The sequence below is a fragment of the Streptomyces sp. NPDC046977 genome, from assembly GCF_040644455.1.
GTDB lineage: Bacteria > Actinomycetota > Actinomycetes > Streptomycetales > Streptomycetaceae > Actinacidiphila.
This window is the reverse complement of sequence record NZ_JBEYWO010000009.1, coordinates 280,801-297,129: the sequence shown is the minus strand read 5'-3', so window position 1 is coordinate 297,129 and position 16,329 is coordinate 280,801. Positions and strand designations below refer to the sequence as shown.

The window sequence follows — 16,329 nt, the reverse complement described above, 5'->3', positions numbered from 1 at the left end:
TCGGCGAGGTCCGGGTTGCGGTCGTAGCCGACGACAGTGTGTCCGGCCTGGCGGATGCGGGTGCGCATGTTCCCGCCCATCTTGCCGAGACCGATCAGACCGAGTTGCATGTTCAGGCGTTCCTTCGCTGTTGGTGGGACGTGCGGCTCTTGCGGGCCCCGGCCGCGGGGGGCGTGGTGACCTCGGCCCGCAGCGCGGCGGCGTACGCCTCGTCGGGGTCGAGGCGGCGGAGTTCCTCCGCGATCAGTTCCGCCGTGGTGCGGACCTTCAGGGCGAGCACGCGGGTGGGCTGCCCGGGGATGGACAGGGTCGCGACGGCGCCCTCGGGCCGGTCGACAACGATGTCACCGTGCTCGGTACGCAGCCGGACCGCCGTGACGACGGGACCGGCGGTGGTGACCCGCTCGACGGGCACGCGCAGACGGTCGGCGAACCAGCCGGCCAGCAGCTCGGCGCTGGGGTTGTCGGCCTCGCTCTCGACGACCGCCGAGGTGACCCCGGCTCGGGCCTGGTCGAGCGCGGCGGCCAGCATCGAGCGCCAGGGCGTCAGCCGGGTCCAGGCGAGATCGGTGTCGCCGGGCGCGTACGACGCGGCGCGCGCCGCCAGTTCCTCCAGCGGCCGCTCGACGGCGTACGCGTCGGTGATCCGGCGCTGGGCGAGCGCGCCCAGCGGGTCCCGCGCCGGGGCGGCGGGCGCGTCCACGGGCCACCAGACGACGACGGGGGCGTCCGGCAGCAGCAGCGGCAGGACCACCGAGTCGGCGTGCTCGGCCACCTCCCCGAACAGCCGCAGCAGCACCGCCTCTCCGGAGCCGGCGTCCGAGCCGACGCGGACCTCCGCGTCGACGCGGGAGGCCGTGCGCCGGTGGGTGCGGTCCGGTCGCCTGACGACGACGAGAACACGAGAGGGGTGCTCCTGCGAAGCCCGCTCCGCGGCCTTCAGGGCGTCGTGCGCGTTCTCCTCGTCGGTCACGACGACCATGGTCAGGACCACGCCCACGGCGGGGGAGCCGATGGCGCGGCGGGCCCGTACCAGGGCCTTGTTGATACGGCTTGCCGTGGTGTCGGTGAGGTCGATCCTCATGGCCTGCGCCAGCTCCGTCCGTCTCGTGCGAGCATCGTGTCGGCTTCCGCGGGGCCCCAGCTGCCCGCGGTGTACTGGGCGGGCCGGCCGTGCCGGTCCCAGTACCGTTCGACCGGGTCGAGGATCTTCCAGGACTCCTCGACCTCCTGGTGGCGCGGGAAGAGGTTCGCGTCGCCGAGCAGCACGTCGAGGATGAGGCGCTCATAGGCCTCCGGGCTGGACTCGGTGAAGGACTCGCCGTAGGCGAAGTCCATCGTCACGTCCCGGATCTCCATCGAGGTGCCGGGCACCTTCGAGCCGAACCGCACGGTGACGCCCTCGTCCGGCTGGACCCGGATGACGATCGCGTTCTGGCCCAGCTCCTGGGTCGCCTTCGGGTCGAACGGGGAGTGCGGGGCGCGCTGGAAGACCACCGCGATCTCCGTGACCCTCCGCCCGAGCCGCTTGCCGGCCCGGAGGTAGAAGGGGACACCCGCCCAGCGGCGGTTGTCGACCTCCAGCTTGATGGCGGCGTAGGTGTCCGTGGTGGACGCCGGGTCGATGCCGGTCTCCTCCAGGTAGCCGGGCACCTCCTCGCCGCCCTGCCAGCCGTGCGCGTACTGGCCGCGCACCGTGTGCTTGCCGAGGTCGTCCGGGAGCTTGACCGCCCGCAGGACCTTCAGCTTCTCGGTGAGGAGCGACTCGGCGTCGAAGGAGGCGGGCTCCTCCATGGCGGTGAGCGCCATCAGCTGGAGCAGATGGTTCTGGATGACGTCGCGCGCGGCGCCGATGCCGTCGTAGTACCCGGCCCGCCCGCCGATGCCGATGTCCTCGGCCATGGTGATCTGCACGTGGTCGACGTAACTGCGGTTCCACACGGGCTCGAACATCGTGTTGGCGAAGCGCAGCGCCAGGATGTTCTGGACCGTCTCCTTGCCCAGGTAGTGGTCGATCCGGAACACCTGCTCCGGCGCGAACACCTCGTGGACGAGCCCGTTGAGCTGCTGCGCGCTCTCCAGGTCGCGGCCGAACGGCTTCTCGATGACCGCCCGCCGCCACGAGCCCTCGGGGGCGTCGGTGAGCCCGTGCTTCTTCAACTGCCGCACGACGGTGGGGAAGAACTTGGGCGGCACGGACAGGTAGAAGGCGTAGTTGCCGCTCGTCCCGCGCGAGGCGTCCAGTTCGTCGACGGTGGTGCGCAGCTGCTTGAACGCGACGTCGTCGTCGAAGTCGCCCGGGATGAAGCGCATGCCCTCCGCGAGCTGCTGCCACACCTCCTCGCGGAACGGGGTACGGGCATGCTCGCGCACGGAGTCGTGCACGACCTGGGCGAAGTCCTGGTCCTCCCAGTCGCGGCGGGCGAAGCCGAGGAGCGAGAAGCCCGGCGGCAGCAGCCCGCGGTTGGCGAGGTCGTAGACGGCGGGCATCAGCTTCTTGCGGGACAGGTCACCGGTCACGCCGAAGATCACCAGACCGGACGGTCCCGCGATGCGGGGCAGCCGGCGGTCACCGGGGGCCCGCAGGGGGTTGGACCACGGTATCTCGGGTGCGGTCTCGGCCTTGCTCATTCCGCGTCGGCTCCTTCGTTCAGTGCGGTGGCGATGGCTGCCAGCAGGTCGTCCCAGGCAGCCTCGAACTTGGTGACGCCCTCGTCCTCCAGCTGCCCGACGACCTCGTCGTAGGAGATCCCCAGCCGCCCGACCGCCGCGAGGTCCGCGCGGGCCGCGTCGTAGCGGCCGGTGACGGTGTCGCCCTCGATGCGTCCGTGGTCGGCGACGGCGTCCAGCGTGGCCTCGGGCATGGTGTTGACGATGCCGGGCGCGACCAGCTCGGTCACGTACATGGTGTCCGGGTAGGCCGGGTCCTTCACGCCGGTGGAGGCCCACAGCGGGCGCTGCTTGTGCGCGCCGTCGTGCTCCAGGGCGGTCCAGCGGTCGGAGGAGAAGACCTCCTCGTAGGCCTCGTACGCCAGGCGGGCGTTGGCGATGGCGGCCTTGCCCTTGAGGGCCTTGGCCTCGTCGCTGCCGATCTTCTCCAGGCGCTTGTCGATCTCGGTGTCCACGCGGGACACGAAGAAGGACGCCACGGAACGGATCAGGGACAGGTCCAGGCCCGCGGCCTTCGCCTTCTCCAGACCGGTCAGGTAGGCGTCCATGACCTCGCGGTAGCGCTCCAGCGAGAAGATCAGCGTGACATTGACGCTGATGCCCCTGCCGATCACCTCGGCGATGGCCGGCAGGCCCGCCTTGGTCGCCGGGATCTTGATCAGGGTGTTCGGGCGGTCCACCAGCCAGGCCAGCTGCTTGGCCTCGGCGATCGTCGCCGCGGTGTTGTGGGCCAGCCGCGGGTCGACCTCGATCGACACCCGCCCGTCCTGGCCGCCCGTCGCGTCGTACACCGGGCGCAGCACATCGGCGGCGTCCCGGACGTCGGCGGCGGTCATCATGCGGACGGCCTCGTCGCGGGTGACCCCGCGCACGGCCAGGTCGGCGAGCTGCTCGCGGTAGTCCGCTCCCGAGCCGATGGCGGCCTGGAAGATGGAGGGGTTGGTGGTGACGCCCACCGCCCGCCCGGAGGCGACGAGTCGGGCGAGACCGCCGGAGGTGAGCCGGCCGCGCGAGAGGTCGTCCAGCCAGATCGAGACGCCCGCGTCGGTCAGGCGCCGCAACGGTTCTGTGGTCGCGGTCACTGCTTCGTTCACTGTGATCATCTTCTTTCTGCGCTCGCATCAACCGCGGGGGCGAGCGAACGATTCCCGGTCCTCCCGGGGCCTCAGAAGACGTTACACTGGTAGTTGAGAATTAAATCAACTAGGTCCCCGGTCGCGTGGCGTAGAAGGCGACAGCCGAGGCCGCGGCCACGTTGAGCGAGTCGACGCCGGCCTCCATCGGGATGCGCACATGCACGTCCGCGGCGCGCAGCGCCCCGTCCGACAACCCCTCGCCCTCCGTGCCCAGCATCAGCGCCAGCCGCTCGTGCCGGCGGCCCGCGAGCTCGTCGAGGGTGACGGAACGGTCCGACAGGCACAGGGCCGCGAGCACGAACCCCTGCTCGCGCAGCAGACCCGCGTCCTCCGGCCACGACGCGAACCTGGCGTACGGAACGGCGAGCACGGCCGCCATCGACACCTTCACCGCCCGCCGGTAGAGGGGGTCGGCGCAGCGCGGGGTGAGCAGCACCGCGTCCACGCCCAGGGCGGCGGCGTTGCGGAAGGCCGCGCCCATGTTGGCGTGGTCGACGATGTCCTCGAAGACCGCGACACGGCGGGGGCCCGGACGGTCCCCGGCCAGCAGCTCCCGGGGCTCCGGCAGTTCCTTGCGCCGCATCGACGCGAGGGCACCGCGGTGCACGTGGTAACCGGTCACCCGCTCGGCGACGGCGGGGTCCACCACGTACACCGGCGCGGGAGCCGCGTCGATGACGTCCCGCATGACGTCGACCCACTTGGCGGAGAGCATCATCGAGCGCATGCCGTAACCGGCCTGCCAGGCACGGCGGATGACCTTCTCGCCCTCCGCGATGAACAGGCCCTCCGCGGGCTCGCGGCGGCGGCGCAGCTCGACGTCGGTCAGCGAGGTGTAGTCGTGCAGCCGCGGGTCCTCGGGATCGTCGACGGTGACCAGCTCAGCCACGGGGGGCCACCGCGCCCACGGCAACGACCTCGCCGATCACGATCACCGCGGGCGGCCGCACGCCCTCCTCGGCCACCTTCCGCCCCACCGTCGCGAGCGTCGCGTCCACGCGCCGCTGGGCCGCCGTCGTGCCCTCCTGGACGACCGCGACAGGCGTGTCGGCGCCCCGGCCGTGCGCCACGAGCGCGTCCGCGATCGCGGCGATCCGCTCGACCCCCATCAACAGCACCAACGTGCCGCGCAACCGGGCCAGCGCCTCCCAGTCCACCAGGGACCGGGGGTCCTCCGGAGCCACATGGCCGCTCACGACGGTGAACTCGTGCGCCACCCCCCGGTGCGTCACCGGGATGCCCGCGGCGGCCGGCACGCTGATCGAACTCGAGATCCCCGGCACCACCGTGCACGGAATCCCGGCCTCCGCCAGCGCCTGCGCCTCCTCCATGCCCCGGCCGAACACGAACGGGTCGCCGCCCTTGAGCCGCACAACGGTCTTGCCCGCCTTCGCGTGCTCGATCAGCGCGGCGTTGATCGCCTCCTGCGCCATCGCGCGGCCGTACGGGATCTTCGCGGCGTCGATCACCTCGACGTGCGGCGGCAGTTCGTCCAGCAGATCGCGCGGCCCCAGTCGGTCCGCGATCACCACGTCCGCCTCGGCGAGCAGCCGGCGGCCGCGCACCGTGATGAGGTCCGGGTCCCCCGGCCCACCGCCCACCAGTGCCACCCCCGGGGTCCGGCCCCGACGCTGGGGGGCGGCCAGCGAGCCGTTCCGCAGCCCCTCCACGATCGCGTCCCGCACCGCCGCGGAACGGCGCGGATCGCGCCCGGTCAGCACGGCGACGGTCACGCCGTCCGTCCGCCCCGTCGCGGGCGTCCACGCGGTCGCCGCGTCGGCGTCGTCACTGCGCACACACCACACGCGGCGCTCCTCCGCCTCCGCGGACGCCGCCTCGTTCGCCTCCGCGTCGTCCGTCGCGATCAGCGCGTACCAGGCGTCCGCCAGGTCCCCGGGACGGTAGCGGCGCCGCTCCCAGCGCAGTTCGCCGGCGGCGGCCATCGCGTCCACGGACGGCGTCGCCGACGGCGAGACCAGCACCACGTCCGCCCCCGCGGCCACCAGCGTCGGCAGCCGGCGCTGGGCGACCTGGCCGCCGCCCAGCACGACCACGCGCCGGCCCGCCAGCCGCAGTCCGACGGGGTATGCGGGTACGGTGGCGCTGCGCTCGGCTGTCATGGGGGTGCGGCTCCTTGTCGTCGGCGGGGCGGTTCCCGCGTCAACCCTACGGTGTGCTTGGGCCCTGGGTTTTTTCCCCGCCCTCCGGCCCTCCCCCAACCTTCGGCCGGGGGTGCCCCCAGCCCGGCACGGTAAGTGCGGGCCCCGCTCTGTTGCCTGTGGGGTCGGTGCCGCGCCGGGGTACTCCCCCAGCCTTCGGCCGGGGGGACCCCCACAGCGCTCGCGGGTTACCCCCACATCGTCCGGCATCGACCACGCCGTCACCGCTCGTCTCCCCCGGCTACCGCTGGGAGGTGCCCCCACGGGCGCACCCCGCCACACCCCCTCCCGGGGTCGTTAGGGCGACTTACGGCCGGTGGGGGTGCTGTGGGCGGTGACGGCTGCGCACTTGGACAGCGCGGCGCCAACGCGTGCCCGGGCACGGTGCCGTCCATATCCACCCACCGGGGATCAGGCGCGAGAGCTCACGGAGGGGGCGGGGCTGTAGGGGTGGCGTTCTGGACTGTGGAGCATATTTGGGTGCACAACCCGGGGCACGCAGCAAAAAGCACCTGAGGCACCTAAATGTGCTGTCCAGAATGGCAGCCCCGGAGGCCCCGAACCCGGCCCACCCCACACGCGCGTCGGGGCGCGTGACTTCACAGGGCACACGGGCGGGAGGGCGGGGAACCCCACGGGGAAGGGCGTCAGCCCTTTTCCGTCACCCCCGCGGAGTCGAACGTCGCCACCTCATGCATCGCCCGCGCAGCACTCTGCACCAGCGGCAGCGCCAGCAACGCCCCCGTCCCCTCCCCCAGCCGCAGGTCGAGGTCGACCAGCGGCCGCAGCCCCAGCTTCGTGAGGGCGGCGCGGTGTCCGGGTTCCGCGCTGCGGTGCCCCGCGATGCAGGCCGCGAGGACCTCGGGTGCGATCGCGCGGGCGACGAGGGCGGCCGCGCCGGCGCTGACGCCGTCCAGGATGACCGGGGTCCGCAGGGACGCCGCGCCGAGCAACAGGCCGACCATGGCCGCGTGTTCGAGGCCGCCGATGGCCGCCAGGACCTCGATCGGGTCGGAGGGATCGGGCCGGTGGAGCTCCAGCGCCCGTCGTACGACGTCGACCTTGCGCGCGTGCATCTCGTCGTTGATGCCCGTGCCGCGCCCGGTGACTTCCGCCGGGTCCACCCCGGTGTAGACGGAGATCAGGGCCGCGGAGACGGTGGTGTTGGCAACGCCCATCTCGCCGGTCAGCAGCGCCTTGTTGCCCGCGGCGACAAGATCGCGCGCGGTCTCGATGCCGACCTCGATGGCCCGCAGGACCTCCTCGCGCGACATCGCGGGGCCGGCGGTGAAGTCGCCGGTGCCGGGGCGCACCTTGCGCGGCAGCAGGCCCGGCGTGCTGGGGAGTTCGGAGGCGACGCCGACGTCGACGACGCAGACCTCGGCGCCCACCTGGTTGGCGAAGGCGTTGCACACGGCCCCGCCGCCCAGGAAGTTGGCGACCATCTGGCCGGTGACCTCCTGCGGCCACGCGGTGACGCCCTGGGCGTGCACACCGTGGTCACCGGCGAAGATGGCGACGGCGGCGGGCTCGGGGATCGGCGGCGGGCACTGCCGGGACAGGCCGCTGAGCTGCGCGGAGATGATCTCCAGCATGCCGAGCGCGCCGGCCGGCTTGGTCATCCGCTTCTGCCGCTCCCACGCCTCGCCGAGCGCCTTGGCGTCGAGCGGGCGGATGCCGCGCAGCGTCTCCTCCAGGAGGTCGTGCGGCTCCTCGCCGGGCAGGGCGCGGTTGCCGTACTCCTCCTCGTGGACGACCCAGGCCAGCGGGCGCCGCTTGGACCAGCCGGACTGCACGAGCTCCGGGTCCTCGGGGAACTCGTCGACGTAGCCGACGCACAGGTAGGCGACGACCTCCAGGTGCTCGGGGAGGCCGAGTTCGCGGACCATCTCGCGCTCGTCGAAGAAGCTGACCCAGCCGACGCCGAGGCCTTCGGCGCGGGCGGCGAGCCAGAGGTTCTCCACCGCCAGTGCCGACGAGTAGGGCGCCATCTGCGGCTGGGTGTAGCGGCCCAGGGTGTGGCGGCCGCCGCGGGTGGGGTCGGCGGTCACGACGATGTTGACCGGGGTGTCGAGGATCGCCTCGATCTTCAGCTCGCGGAACTGCTTGGCGCGCCCCTTGGGCAGGGACTTGGCGAACGCGTCGCGCTGCTGCATGGCGAGTTCGTGCATACGCTGCCGGGTCTCGGCGGAGCGGATGACGACGAAGTCCCAGGGCTGGGAGTGGCCGACACTGGGCGCGGTGTGGGCCGCCTCCAGGACGCGGATCAGCACCTCGTGCGGGATGGGGTCGTTCCGGAAGCCGTTGCGGATGTCGCGGCGTTCGCGGATGACGCGGTGCACGGCGTCCCGCACGGCGGGTTCGTAGCCTTCGGCGACGGGGAGCAGCAGCTCCGGGGCGTCCTCGCCCTCGGCGGTCTCCGCGTCGGGCCCGGCGGATTCCGCCGCCTCGGGAACGGAGGCCTCGGCGTCCTCGGGGACGTCCTCGGGCTCGACGACCTCGGCGAATTCCGGAACAACGACCTCCGGGGCAACGACCTTGGGGACGACGACCTCGGGGACGACGACCTCGGGGACGACGGCCTCGGGGACGACGGCCTCCCGGGCCTCGGGCTCGGGCTCCATCCCGAACGGCAGCGGCTCGTCCGGCGAGTCCAGCGGCAGCGGCTCGGCCTCCACCACGGCCGGCTCTGGCAGCACCTCCGCGACCGGCTCGGGCACCGGCACCGGCACCGGCTCGGGGGCGGGGGCGGGTACCACCACCTCCTCCGCCTGCGGAGCGATCAGCGGCTCGGCGGGCTCCGGCTCGGCGACGACCTCGGGCTCAGGCACCGGCCACGCCGCGGACGGCTCGTCGCGCGGGATGTCCAGGTACTCCGGACCGGTCGTCGGCGGCCCGGCGTGACGCAGCGGCGTCTCGACGGACGGCGGCACCGGCGCGATCGGGGTCGCCGCGGCAGGGGTCTCCGGCACGGACGGCACCGTCGGCATGGACGGAACGGACGGAACCGACGGAATCGACGACGTCGACGGGACAGGCGGCACGGCCGCCACGGGCAGCGGCGTGACCGGCGCTGACGGCGGGACGGACGTCGCCGGGCCGCGGTCGGCGAGGGACCGTACGACACCGCCGCCGTTGGACGGGTCGGGGATGGGCGGGCCCATGTGCAGCGGCCGCCGGACGGGCGCCGGCGCGGCCGGGACCTGCTCCTGGAACGCCTGCGGTGCCGCGGGGACGGACGCGTCGGTCACCACCGGCTCCGGGGTCAGGGTCTCGACGGCGGGCGCGGGCGCGGGGGCCGGAACGAGCGGCTCCGCGAGAACGGCCTGCGGCTGCCCGTCCATCGCGGCGCCCGGCACCGGGACACCGGCGGGCGGCGTCGCCGAGGCGCGCACGGCGGAGTAGTCGAGGGAGCCCGAGTCACGGCCGCCGCTCTCGTGGGCGTCGTGCTCGTGCGGGCCACCGGGCTGGGCGACCGGCGCGGAGAGGGCGCCGGGCAGCTGCTCGTGCACCTGGAGGTGCGTCTCGTGCGCCATCGCGGGCGCCACCGGCGCGGGTTCGCCCGCGGGCGCGGCCATGGGGGCCGGCTCGACCGGGGCCACCGGTACGGCGGCGGGCGCGACGGGCGGCGGCACCGGCTGCGGGTCGGCCCACGACCCCTGCAGTCCGGGCATCAGCAGCATCTCCTCTTCCTCGTCGGCGACCGCGGGGCCGGCCGGCTGGTCGAGGTAGGCGTATGCGGCGGGCGGGACCGGTGCGTTCAGCGGGTCGGTCTCCCAGGTGGGGACGACCGGCTGCTGAGCACCACTGCCGGGAAGGTCGGCGTGCGGCTGCAGAACCGCTTCTCCGCCTGCGTTCTCCGGCAGTCCCTCACCCGGGACCTGGCCGGTGTCAGTCATGCGTGCCCCTCGCCCATCGGTTCGCTCCTTCCAACGCTGCGCCGCACACACTGCCCACAGCAAGAACGAGCGTGGGCTGCAAGCGGCACGTCGGCGGGGAGTGACCGATACTGATCGATACTGATCAGCCCTCAGTCGACGTCAACGCACGACGACGGCACAGCGGTCCGCAAGCCTACCGTGCGTGTGCCCGCGCGTGCTCAGGGGGGTTCGCCTCAAACCGGTCGCAATACGGGCGCAACACATCGCCTCACTTGCGGTGCCCGAGGAGCGCGAACACCACCGTGCGCTCCCGCTCCGACCAGTCCGAGTCCAGCTCCACAGCCTGCAACAACGCGCATTCCACGGCGTATCCGCCGTCCTCGAGAGCGCTTCTGACCGCTTCCGCCTCGTCCCGGTTCGCGGCACTCGCGGCGATCCGTTCCGGGCGGCGCGCGGCACACGCCTCGACGACCTCCGCGCCCCCACCGCCTATGCGCACGATGTCCGGTTCCGGAAGGTCCTCGAGAACCTCCGGCGCCTCGCCGTGCACGACCCGCACCTGCACCCCGAAGTCCCGTGCGGTGGCCTCGACACGGTCACAGGCCGCCGCGTCCCGCTCGACGGCGATGACGGCCGCGCCGAAGCGCGCGGCCTCCACGGCGACGGCGCCGCCGCCGGCCCCGATGTCCCAGAGCAGATCGCCGGTGCGCGGTCCGAGCCGGGCCAGTTGGAGGGCGCGCAGCTGCGCCGGCCCGTCCACGGGCGCGTACCGCTCGGTGGGAAGGGCCCAGCCGCGTACCCGGTCCGCGGGGGCGGGGTCGCCCCCGGCGAGCCAGCCCGCCTGCCCGGAGGCGGCCGGCGGCGCGCTGGGCGCGGCGCCGACGACCAGGACGACGTTGGGGTCGCGCCAGGTGTGGTCGGGGACCTTGTCGGAGGTGAGGACGGTGACCTGCTCCTGCTCGGTGCCGAGCGCCTCGCAGATCACGAAGGTGCGCTGCTCGTCGCCGAGCAGCAGGGCGAGTTCGGCCGGCCCGGCGCCGGGGGCGGTGAGCACCGCGACCTTGGGGTGGGCCCGGCAGACGTTGACGGCGCGGCGCAGGGTGCGCGTGTGCGCGACGACGACACGGGCGTCGTCCCAGGGCATGCCGGCCCGCGCGAAGGCCTGGGCCACCGAGGTCACGCCGGGCACGACCTCGACCTCCAGGCCGTGGTCGGGCGCGCGCAGGGCCCGTACGACGCCGAAGAACCCGGGGTCGCCGTCGGCCAGCACGACCGCGGTGCCGCGGTGCCGGGCGATCCGCCGGGCGGCGAGGTCGATACTGCCGAGGACGATCCGCTCGGCCTCCTCCGGCACGAAGGGCAGTGCCAGGTGGTGCCGTGTTCCGGCCACCAGGGTCGCCGCCGCCAGCGCGGAACGCGCGGCCTCGCCAGGTGGTGAGCCGTCCCACCCGATCACGGTGACACGGTCGGCCATCGTCGTCCTGCCTTCTGGGCGCGTCGCGGTGTGGTTCCCCGGGACATGTCTTCCCCGGGGTGTGCACAGTACCCCGCCCAGGATCTTGCGCTACGGGGTGCTCACTGCCAGTCGGCGTAGGCCGCGTAGTCCGAGCCGTCGGAGGCGCGTCCGGTGAGGCCGTCGAGGTCCTCGGGGAGCAGGCTCCAGACGATCAGGTCGGTGCGGACCTCCTCCCAGCGGCCCTCGCTGTCCCCGTCCGGCCGGGCCCGCACCAGGCCCGCGCTGCGCAGCACTCCCTCGCTGACGCAGCCGATCCGCTGGGCGACCTGCTGGGAGGCGGCGTTGTCGGCGGCGGTGCGCAGTTCCAGCCGCTCGAACTTCTGGTCGTCGAAGAGCCACTGGGCGGCGGCGAGCACGGCCTCGGCGGCGTAGCCCTCGCCGCGGGCCCAGGGCGCGATGACATAGCCCGCCTCGGCGCTGCGGATGCGCCAGTCGGCGCGCTGCAGGTGGACGGTGCCGACCAGCCGCTGGGTGAGGAACTCCGTCACGGCGAGGACGACGCCCCGCCCGGACGCCCGCTCGGCGGGGGCCGTCTCGGTCAGGAAGGTGCGGGAGTCGGCCTCGCTGTAGGGATGCGGCACGGAGGTCCAGGCGACCACGGACTCGTCGTTCATCATCTCCGTGTGCGCGGGGATGTCCGCCTCCTCGTAGGGGCGCAGCACCAGCCGCTCCGTATTGATGGAGATCTCCGGAAAGCTGGTCATTCGACGCTCCGTAGCAAGGACATGTGTGAAGTGCACAGCATGCAGCATCCAACGGGTCACCCGCAGGACCGGGTCGCCGCGGGGGCCGTGCGGCCGTCGGTCAAGGGTACGGGCAACCACCGTCGCGACGAGCGCAGTTGGCGTGCTGTTCTCCGGCTTTTCCGCAGGTCCGCTCCTCCTGCTGTCATACGGTCCTGCTAGCGTCTGCCCGCGTGACGGTGCACCACGCAGCAGGAGTCGGATATCAGCGGGCGGCGGGTGTCTACGAGCGGTCGCGGCCCTCGTACCCCATGGCTGCCCTGGCCGAGTTGGCGGACGTGCTGGCCCTTGAGGCCGGGCGCACCGTGGTCGACCTCGGCGCCGGCACCGGCAAGTTCACCCGGCTGCTGGCGCTGACCGGGGCCGAGGTGGTCGCGGTGGAGCCGGTGGCGGAGATGCGCGAGCGGCTGGCGGAGCTGCGGCTGCCGAAGGTGCGGGTGACGGCCGGTACCGCGGAGGCGACCGGGCTGCCCGGCGGGTCCGCCGACGTGGTGGTGGCGGCGCAGTCGTGGCACTGGTTCCAGGAGGACGAGGCGCTGGCCGAGGTGGAGCGGCTGCTGCGGCCGGGCGGCTGGCTGGCGCTGGTGTGGAACACCTACGACACCTCCGTGCCGTGGGTGCGGGACTACCAGGACATCGTCTTCCGGCTCGCGCCGCGCGATCTGCCGAGCCCGCTGGACGGCGGCTGGCGCAAGGCCTTCGGCGACCGGGAGGGCTGGTCGCAGGTGTACGAGCGGCACTGGCCGAACCCGTACTCGACGACGGTGTCGGACGTGGTGGAGCGCATGACCTCCTCCAGCCACATCGCGGTGATGGACCCGGCGGAGCAGGAGCGCGTGCGCGCGGAGGTCGAGGCGGTGCTCGCCGGGCACGACGCGACGCGCGGCAGGGGCGCCATCGAGATGCCGTACACCACGGACGTCTACTGGGTGCGCCGGCACTGAGGCGGCGCGGCCCGGGCTGTCGGTGGCGCCCTGTTGAATGGGCGGATGGACACCGACCGGCTCAGGGACTTCTGCCTCGGCTTCAACGGCGCCGGCGAGGAGAACCCGTTCCCGCGCAACGCGGAGGTGACGGTCTTCAAGGTGGGCGGGAAGATCTTCGCGATCAGCGCGCTGGGCGGTGACCCGCTCCAGGTCAGCCTGAAGTGCGATCCCGAACTGGCCGTCCGGCTGCGGGCGCAGCACGCGTCGATCGCCCCCGGCTGGCATCTGAACAAGCGGCACTGGAACACGGTCACCCTGGACGGCTCGCTCCCCGACCGCCTGGTGCGGGAGATGATCGAGGACTCGTACGACCTGATCGTGTCCCGGCTGCCGCGGGCCGAGCAGCTGCGCCTGGACTGGGCGGGGGTCCACGGCGGGGACGGTACGCGCTGACGGCGTACCGCCCCCGCCGGAGGGCCGGGGTCAGAAGGAGGGGATGACGGAGCCGGCGTAGGTGTCCTCGATGAACTTCTTCACCTCGGGCGAGGTGAGCAGCTTCTTGAGCTTGAGCACGCGCGGGTCCTTCTCGTTGCCCTCCTTGACGGCGAGGAAGTTGCCGTAGGGGTTGTCCGTCGCCGACTCCAGGACCAGGGCGTCCTGGGCGGGCTTGAGTCCCGCGGCGATGGCGTAGTTGCCGTTGATGACGGCGGCGTCGACGTCGTCGAGGGAGCGGGGCAGCTGGGCGGCCTCCAGCTCCTTGAACTTCAGGTTCTTCGGGTTGCCGGTGACGTCGGCGGGGGTGGCCTCGTTGCCGACGCCGTCCTTGAGGGTGATCAGGCCGTTCGCGGCGAGCAGTTTCAGCCCCCGGGCCTCGTTCACCGCGTCGTTGGCCAGGGCTATCGTCGCGCCGCTCCTGATCGCGTCGGCGGACTTCAGCTTGCTGGAGTAGAGCCCCAGCGGCTCCAGGTGGACGGTAACGACGGGCACGATGTGGGTGCCCTTCTTCTTGTTGAAGTCGTCCAGGTAGGGCTGGTTCTGGAAGTAGTTGGCGTCGACGTCGCCGTCCTCGGTCGCGGTGTTCGGCGTCACGTAGTCGCTGAACTCCTTGACCTCCAGCTTGAGTCCGGCCTTGGCGGCCAGGTTCTTCTGCACGAAGTCCAGGATCTCCGCGTGCGGGACGGGGCTCGCGGCGACGACTAGCGGGTCGCTCGCGCTGTCCTTGGTGGAACCGGAGTCCGAGCCGCAGGCGGCCAGGCCGAGGGCGAGGCCGGTGACGGCCAGGACGGACGTGGTGATCTTGACAGGGGTACGCACGAAAAGTGCCTTTCTGAACGGTGGGTGGTGCGGGTGTCAGGAGGTCTCGGTGGCGGCCGCCGGGCGCAGCAGGCGCAGCCGCGGGGCGACGGAGGACCGGCCGCGGCGGGAGACGCCGCGGGCGGTGAGGTCGCCGAGGAACTGGACGGCGGTGACGATCACGATGAGGACGGCCAGCGTCACGTTCATCAGCCCGGTCTCGAAGCGCTGGTAGCCGTAGCGGACGGCGAGGTCGCCGAGGCCGCCGCCGCCGATGAGGCCGGCCATGGCCGAGTAGCCGATCAGGGCGATGACGGTCGTGGTCGCGGCGGAGATCAGCGCGGGCAGCGACTCCGGCAGCAGGGCCTTGCGCACGACGGTCCAGGTGCTGCCGCCCATGGACTGGACGGCCTCGACGAGACCGGAGTCCACTTCGCGGACGGCGATCTCCACCAGCCGGGCGAAGAACGGGATCGCGCCGATCGACAGCGGGACGATCATCGCCTGCGGGCCGATCGTGGTGCCGACCAGGGACTTGGTGAACGGCATCAGGTAGATCATGAGGATCACGAAGGGCAGTGACCGGATCACGTTGACCACGGCGCCCAGCGCCTTGGAGAACACGCCGTTGGCGAGCAGTCCGCCGCGGCCGGTGAGGACGAGCAGCACGCCGAGCGGCAGGCCGCCCGCGACGGATATCAGCGTGGACCAGCCGACCATGACCAGCGTCTCCCCGCAGGCCTGGGACAGCAGCGGCTGCATCTCGGACCAGGTCACTTCGCGACTCCCTCAGCCCGCTCAGCCCGCTCGGCCCGCTCGGCCCGCTCGGCCCGTTCGGCGCCGGCGGCCGGCGCGATGTCGACCTGGAGGCCCTTCTCGCGCAGGAAGCCGATGGGCACCACGTTGTCCTCGAAGGCGCCGGGCAGTTCGATCCGCATGCGGCCGACCTGGCGTCCCGCGATGGTCTCGAGCGCGGCGCCGAGCACCGAGATGTCGATGTTGTAGGTGCGCGAGAGCTGCGAGATGACCGGTTCGGTCGCGGCCTCCCCGTGGAAGGTGAGGTCGACGACGGTGCGGTCCTCGCCGGACGGCTCGCCGCCGACCGGGAACAGCTCGTGGGCGAGTTCGGAGCCGGGGGTGGCGAGCAGGTCGGTGACCCTGCCGGATTCCACGATCCGGCCTCCCTTCATCAGTGCGGCGGAGTCGCAGACCGCCTTGACGACCTCCATCTCGTGCGTGATCAGCAGCACGGTGAGGCCGAGTTGCCGGTTGAGGTCGCGCAGGAGCTGGAGGATCGAGCGGGTGGTCTCGGGGTCGAGGGCGGAGGTGGCCTCGTCGGAGAGCAGCACCTTCGGGTCGCCGGCCAGGGCGCGGGCGATGCCGACCCGCTGCTTCTGGCCCCCGGAGAGCTGGGCGGGGTAGGCGCGCGCCTTGTCGGCGAGGCCGACGAGGTCGAGCAGTTCGCGGGCCTTCGCCGTGCGCTGCCGGCCGGAGACGCCGAGGATCTCCAGGGGGAGTTCGACGTTGTCCTGGACGGTGCGCGAGGACAGCAGGTTGAAGTGCTGGAAGACCATGCCGATCCGGCCGCGGGCGGCGCGCAGGGCCGAACCGGCGCGCGGCGAGCGGCCGGCGAGCGCGGTCAGGTCCTGCCCGGCGACCTCGACGGTGCCCGAGGTCGGCCGCTCCAGCAGGTTGACGCAGCGGATGAGGGTGCTCTTGCCCGCGCCGCTGCGGCCGACGACGCCGTACACCTCGCCTTCGCGGACATGCAGGTCGACGCCGTCGAGGGCCACCGTGTCCCGGCCGTGGGAACGGTAGACCTTGGTCAGGCCCGTTGTGGTGATCACTGGGAATTCCGTCACTGTCGAGTGCGCGGCAGACAAAAGCCGCACAGGGGGGTGAATGCACGGTCGGCAGGCATGACTGCGCCCCGGAAGGGGGTGCGAGGAGTCAGCAGCGGGTGCCGGGCGGCTGGGGGTCGTGCGTCAGCCGGCAGCGGCAGAGG

The 16,329-nt window shown here is 72.7% G+C and carries 14 protein-coding genes; 2 read left to right on the top strand and 12 right to left on the bottom strand.

Going from position 1 to position 16,329, the window contains the following annotated elements:
• The 9 genes from ABZ883_RS16975 to ABZ883_RS16935 all read right to left on the bottom strand — a co-directional run.
• Positions 1-110 (bottom strand): NAD(P)-binding domain-containing protein (locus tag ABZ883_RS16975; RefSeq protein WP_360906512.1); only part of this gene is annotated, 110 nt, incomplete at its 3' end.
• Positions 111-112: 2 nt separating this feature from the next.
• The gene (opcA, locus tag ABZ883_RS16970) at positions 113-1,084 is read right to left on the bottom strand and encodes a glucose-6-phosphate dehydrogenase assembly protein OpcA (RefSeq protein ID WP_360906478.1); all 972 of its coding nucleotides are present in this window, start codon (positions 1,082-1,084) and stop codon (positions 113-115) included.
• On the bottom strand, positions 1,081-2,631 hold the full coding sequence (gene zwf, locus ABZ883_RS16965; protein WP_360906476.1) for a glucose-6-phosphate dehydrogenase: 1,551 nt from the start codon (positions 2,629-2,631) through the stop codon (positions 1,081-1,083). The genes opcA and zwf overlap by 4 nt, the downstream gene beginning before the upstream one ends.
• Entirely contained in the window at positions 2,628-3,773 is a 1,146-nt protein-coding gene (tal, locus tag ABZ883_RS16960) for a transaldolase (RefSeq protein WP_360906474.1), read from the bottom strand. The genes zwf and tal overlap by 4 nt, the downstream gene beginning before the upstream one ends.
• Positions 3,774-3,873: 100 nt before the next feature.
• Complete coding sequence (locus ABZ883_RS16955) at positions 3,874-4,695, bottom strand: RNA methyltransferase (RefSeq protein ID WP_360906472.1); 822 nt, start codon at positions 4,693-4,695, stop codon at positions 3,874-3,876.
• Positions 4,688-5,926 carry a uroporphyrinogen-III C-methyltransferase gene (gene cobA, locus ABZ883_RS16950; protein WP_360906470.1) on the bottom strand — a complete coding sequence of 413 codons (1,239 nt, stop codon included), beginning with the start codon at positions 5,924-5,926 and terminating at the stop codon, positions 4,688-4,690. Before cobA ends, ABZ883_RS16955 begins: the two co-directional genes overlap by 8 nt.
• Positions 5,927-6,612: 686 nt before the next feature.
• Positions 6,613-9,864 carry a nicotinate-nucleotide--dimethylbenzimidazole phosphoribosyltransferase gene (gene cobT, locus ABZ883_RS16945; protein WP_360906468.1) on the bottom strand — a complete coding sequence of 1,084 codons (3,252 nt, stop codon included), beginning with the start codon at positions 9,862-9,864 and terminating at the stop codon, positions 6,613-6,615.
• A 250-nt stretch (positions 9,865-10,114) separates the two neighbouring features.
• A complete protein-coding gene (gene cbiE / locus ABZ883_RS16940; protein ID WP_360906465.1) occupies positions 10,115-11,320 on the bottom strand; it encodes a precorrin-6y C5,15-methyltransferase (decarboxylating) subunit CbiE in 1,206 nt (401 codons plus the stop codon).
• Positions 11,321-11,421: 101 nt separating this feature from the next.
• Positions 11,422-12,066: a GNAT family N-acetyltransferase gene (locus tag ABZ883_RS16935; protein ID WP_360906463.1), complete on the bottom strand. Its 645-nt coding sequence runs from the start codon at positions 12,064-12,066 to the stop codon at positions 11,422-11,424.
• Between the two features lie 212 nt (positions 12,067-12,278).
• Here ABZ883_RS16935 and ABZ883_RS16930 point away from each other — a divergent pair, with 212 nt between their 5' ends.
• Complete coding sequence (locus tag ABZ883_RS16930; protein ID WP_360906461.1) at positions 12,279-13,049, top strand: class I SAM-dependent methyltransferase; 771 nt, start codon at positions 12,279-12,281, stop codon at positions 13,047-13,049.
• A 45-nt stretch (positions 13,050-13,094) separates the two neighbouring features.
• Positions 13,095-13,484: an MmcQ/YjbR family DNA-binding protein gene (locus ABZ883_RS16925; protein WP_360906459.1), complete on the top strand. Its 390-nt coding sequence runs from the start codon at positions 13,095-13,097 to the stop codon at positions 13,482-13,484.
• A gap of 30 nt (positions 13,485-13,514) precedes the next feature.
• Here ABZ883_RS16925 and ABZ883_RS16920 read toward each other — a convergent pair whose 3' ends face one another.
• Genes ABZ883_RS16920 through ABZ883_RS16910 form a run of 3 tightly spaced genes read right to left on the bottom strand, consistent with a single transcriptional unit; the run spans position 13,515 to position 16,171 of the window.
• Positions 13,515-14,345 (bottom strand): MetQ/NlpA family ABC transporter substrate-binding protein, encoded by an 831-nt coding sequence (locus ABZ883_RS16920; protein ID WP_360906458.1) that lies wholly within the window; start codon positions 14,343-14,345, stop codon positions 13,515-13,517.
• A 36-nt stretch (positions 14,346-14,381) separates the two neighbouring features.
• Positions 14,382-15,101: a methionine ABC transporter permease gene (locus ABZ883_RS16915; RefSeq protein WP_360906456.1), complete on the bottom strand. Its 720-nt coding sequence runs from the start codon at positions 15,099-15,101 to the stop codon at positions 14,382-14,384.
• Positions 15,098-16,171, bottom strand: coding sequence for an ATP-binding cassette domain-containing protein (locus ABZ883_RS16910; protein WP_360906453.1), 1,074 nt, complete (start codon positions 16,169-16,171; stop codon positions 15,098-15,100). The genes ABZ883_RS16915 and ABZ883_RS16910 overlap by 4 nt, the downstream gene beginning before the upstream one ends.
• Between the last annotated feature and the right edge of the window lie 158 nt (positions 16,172-16,329).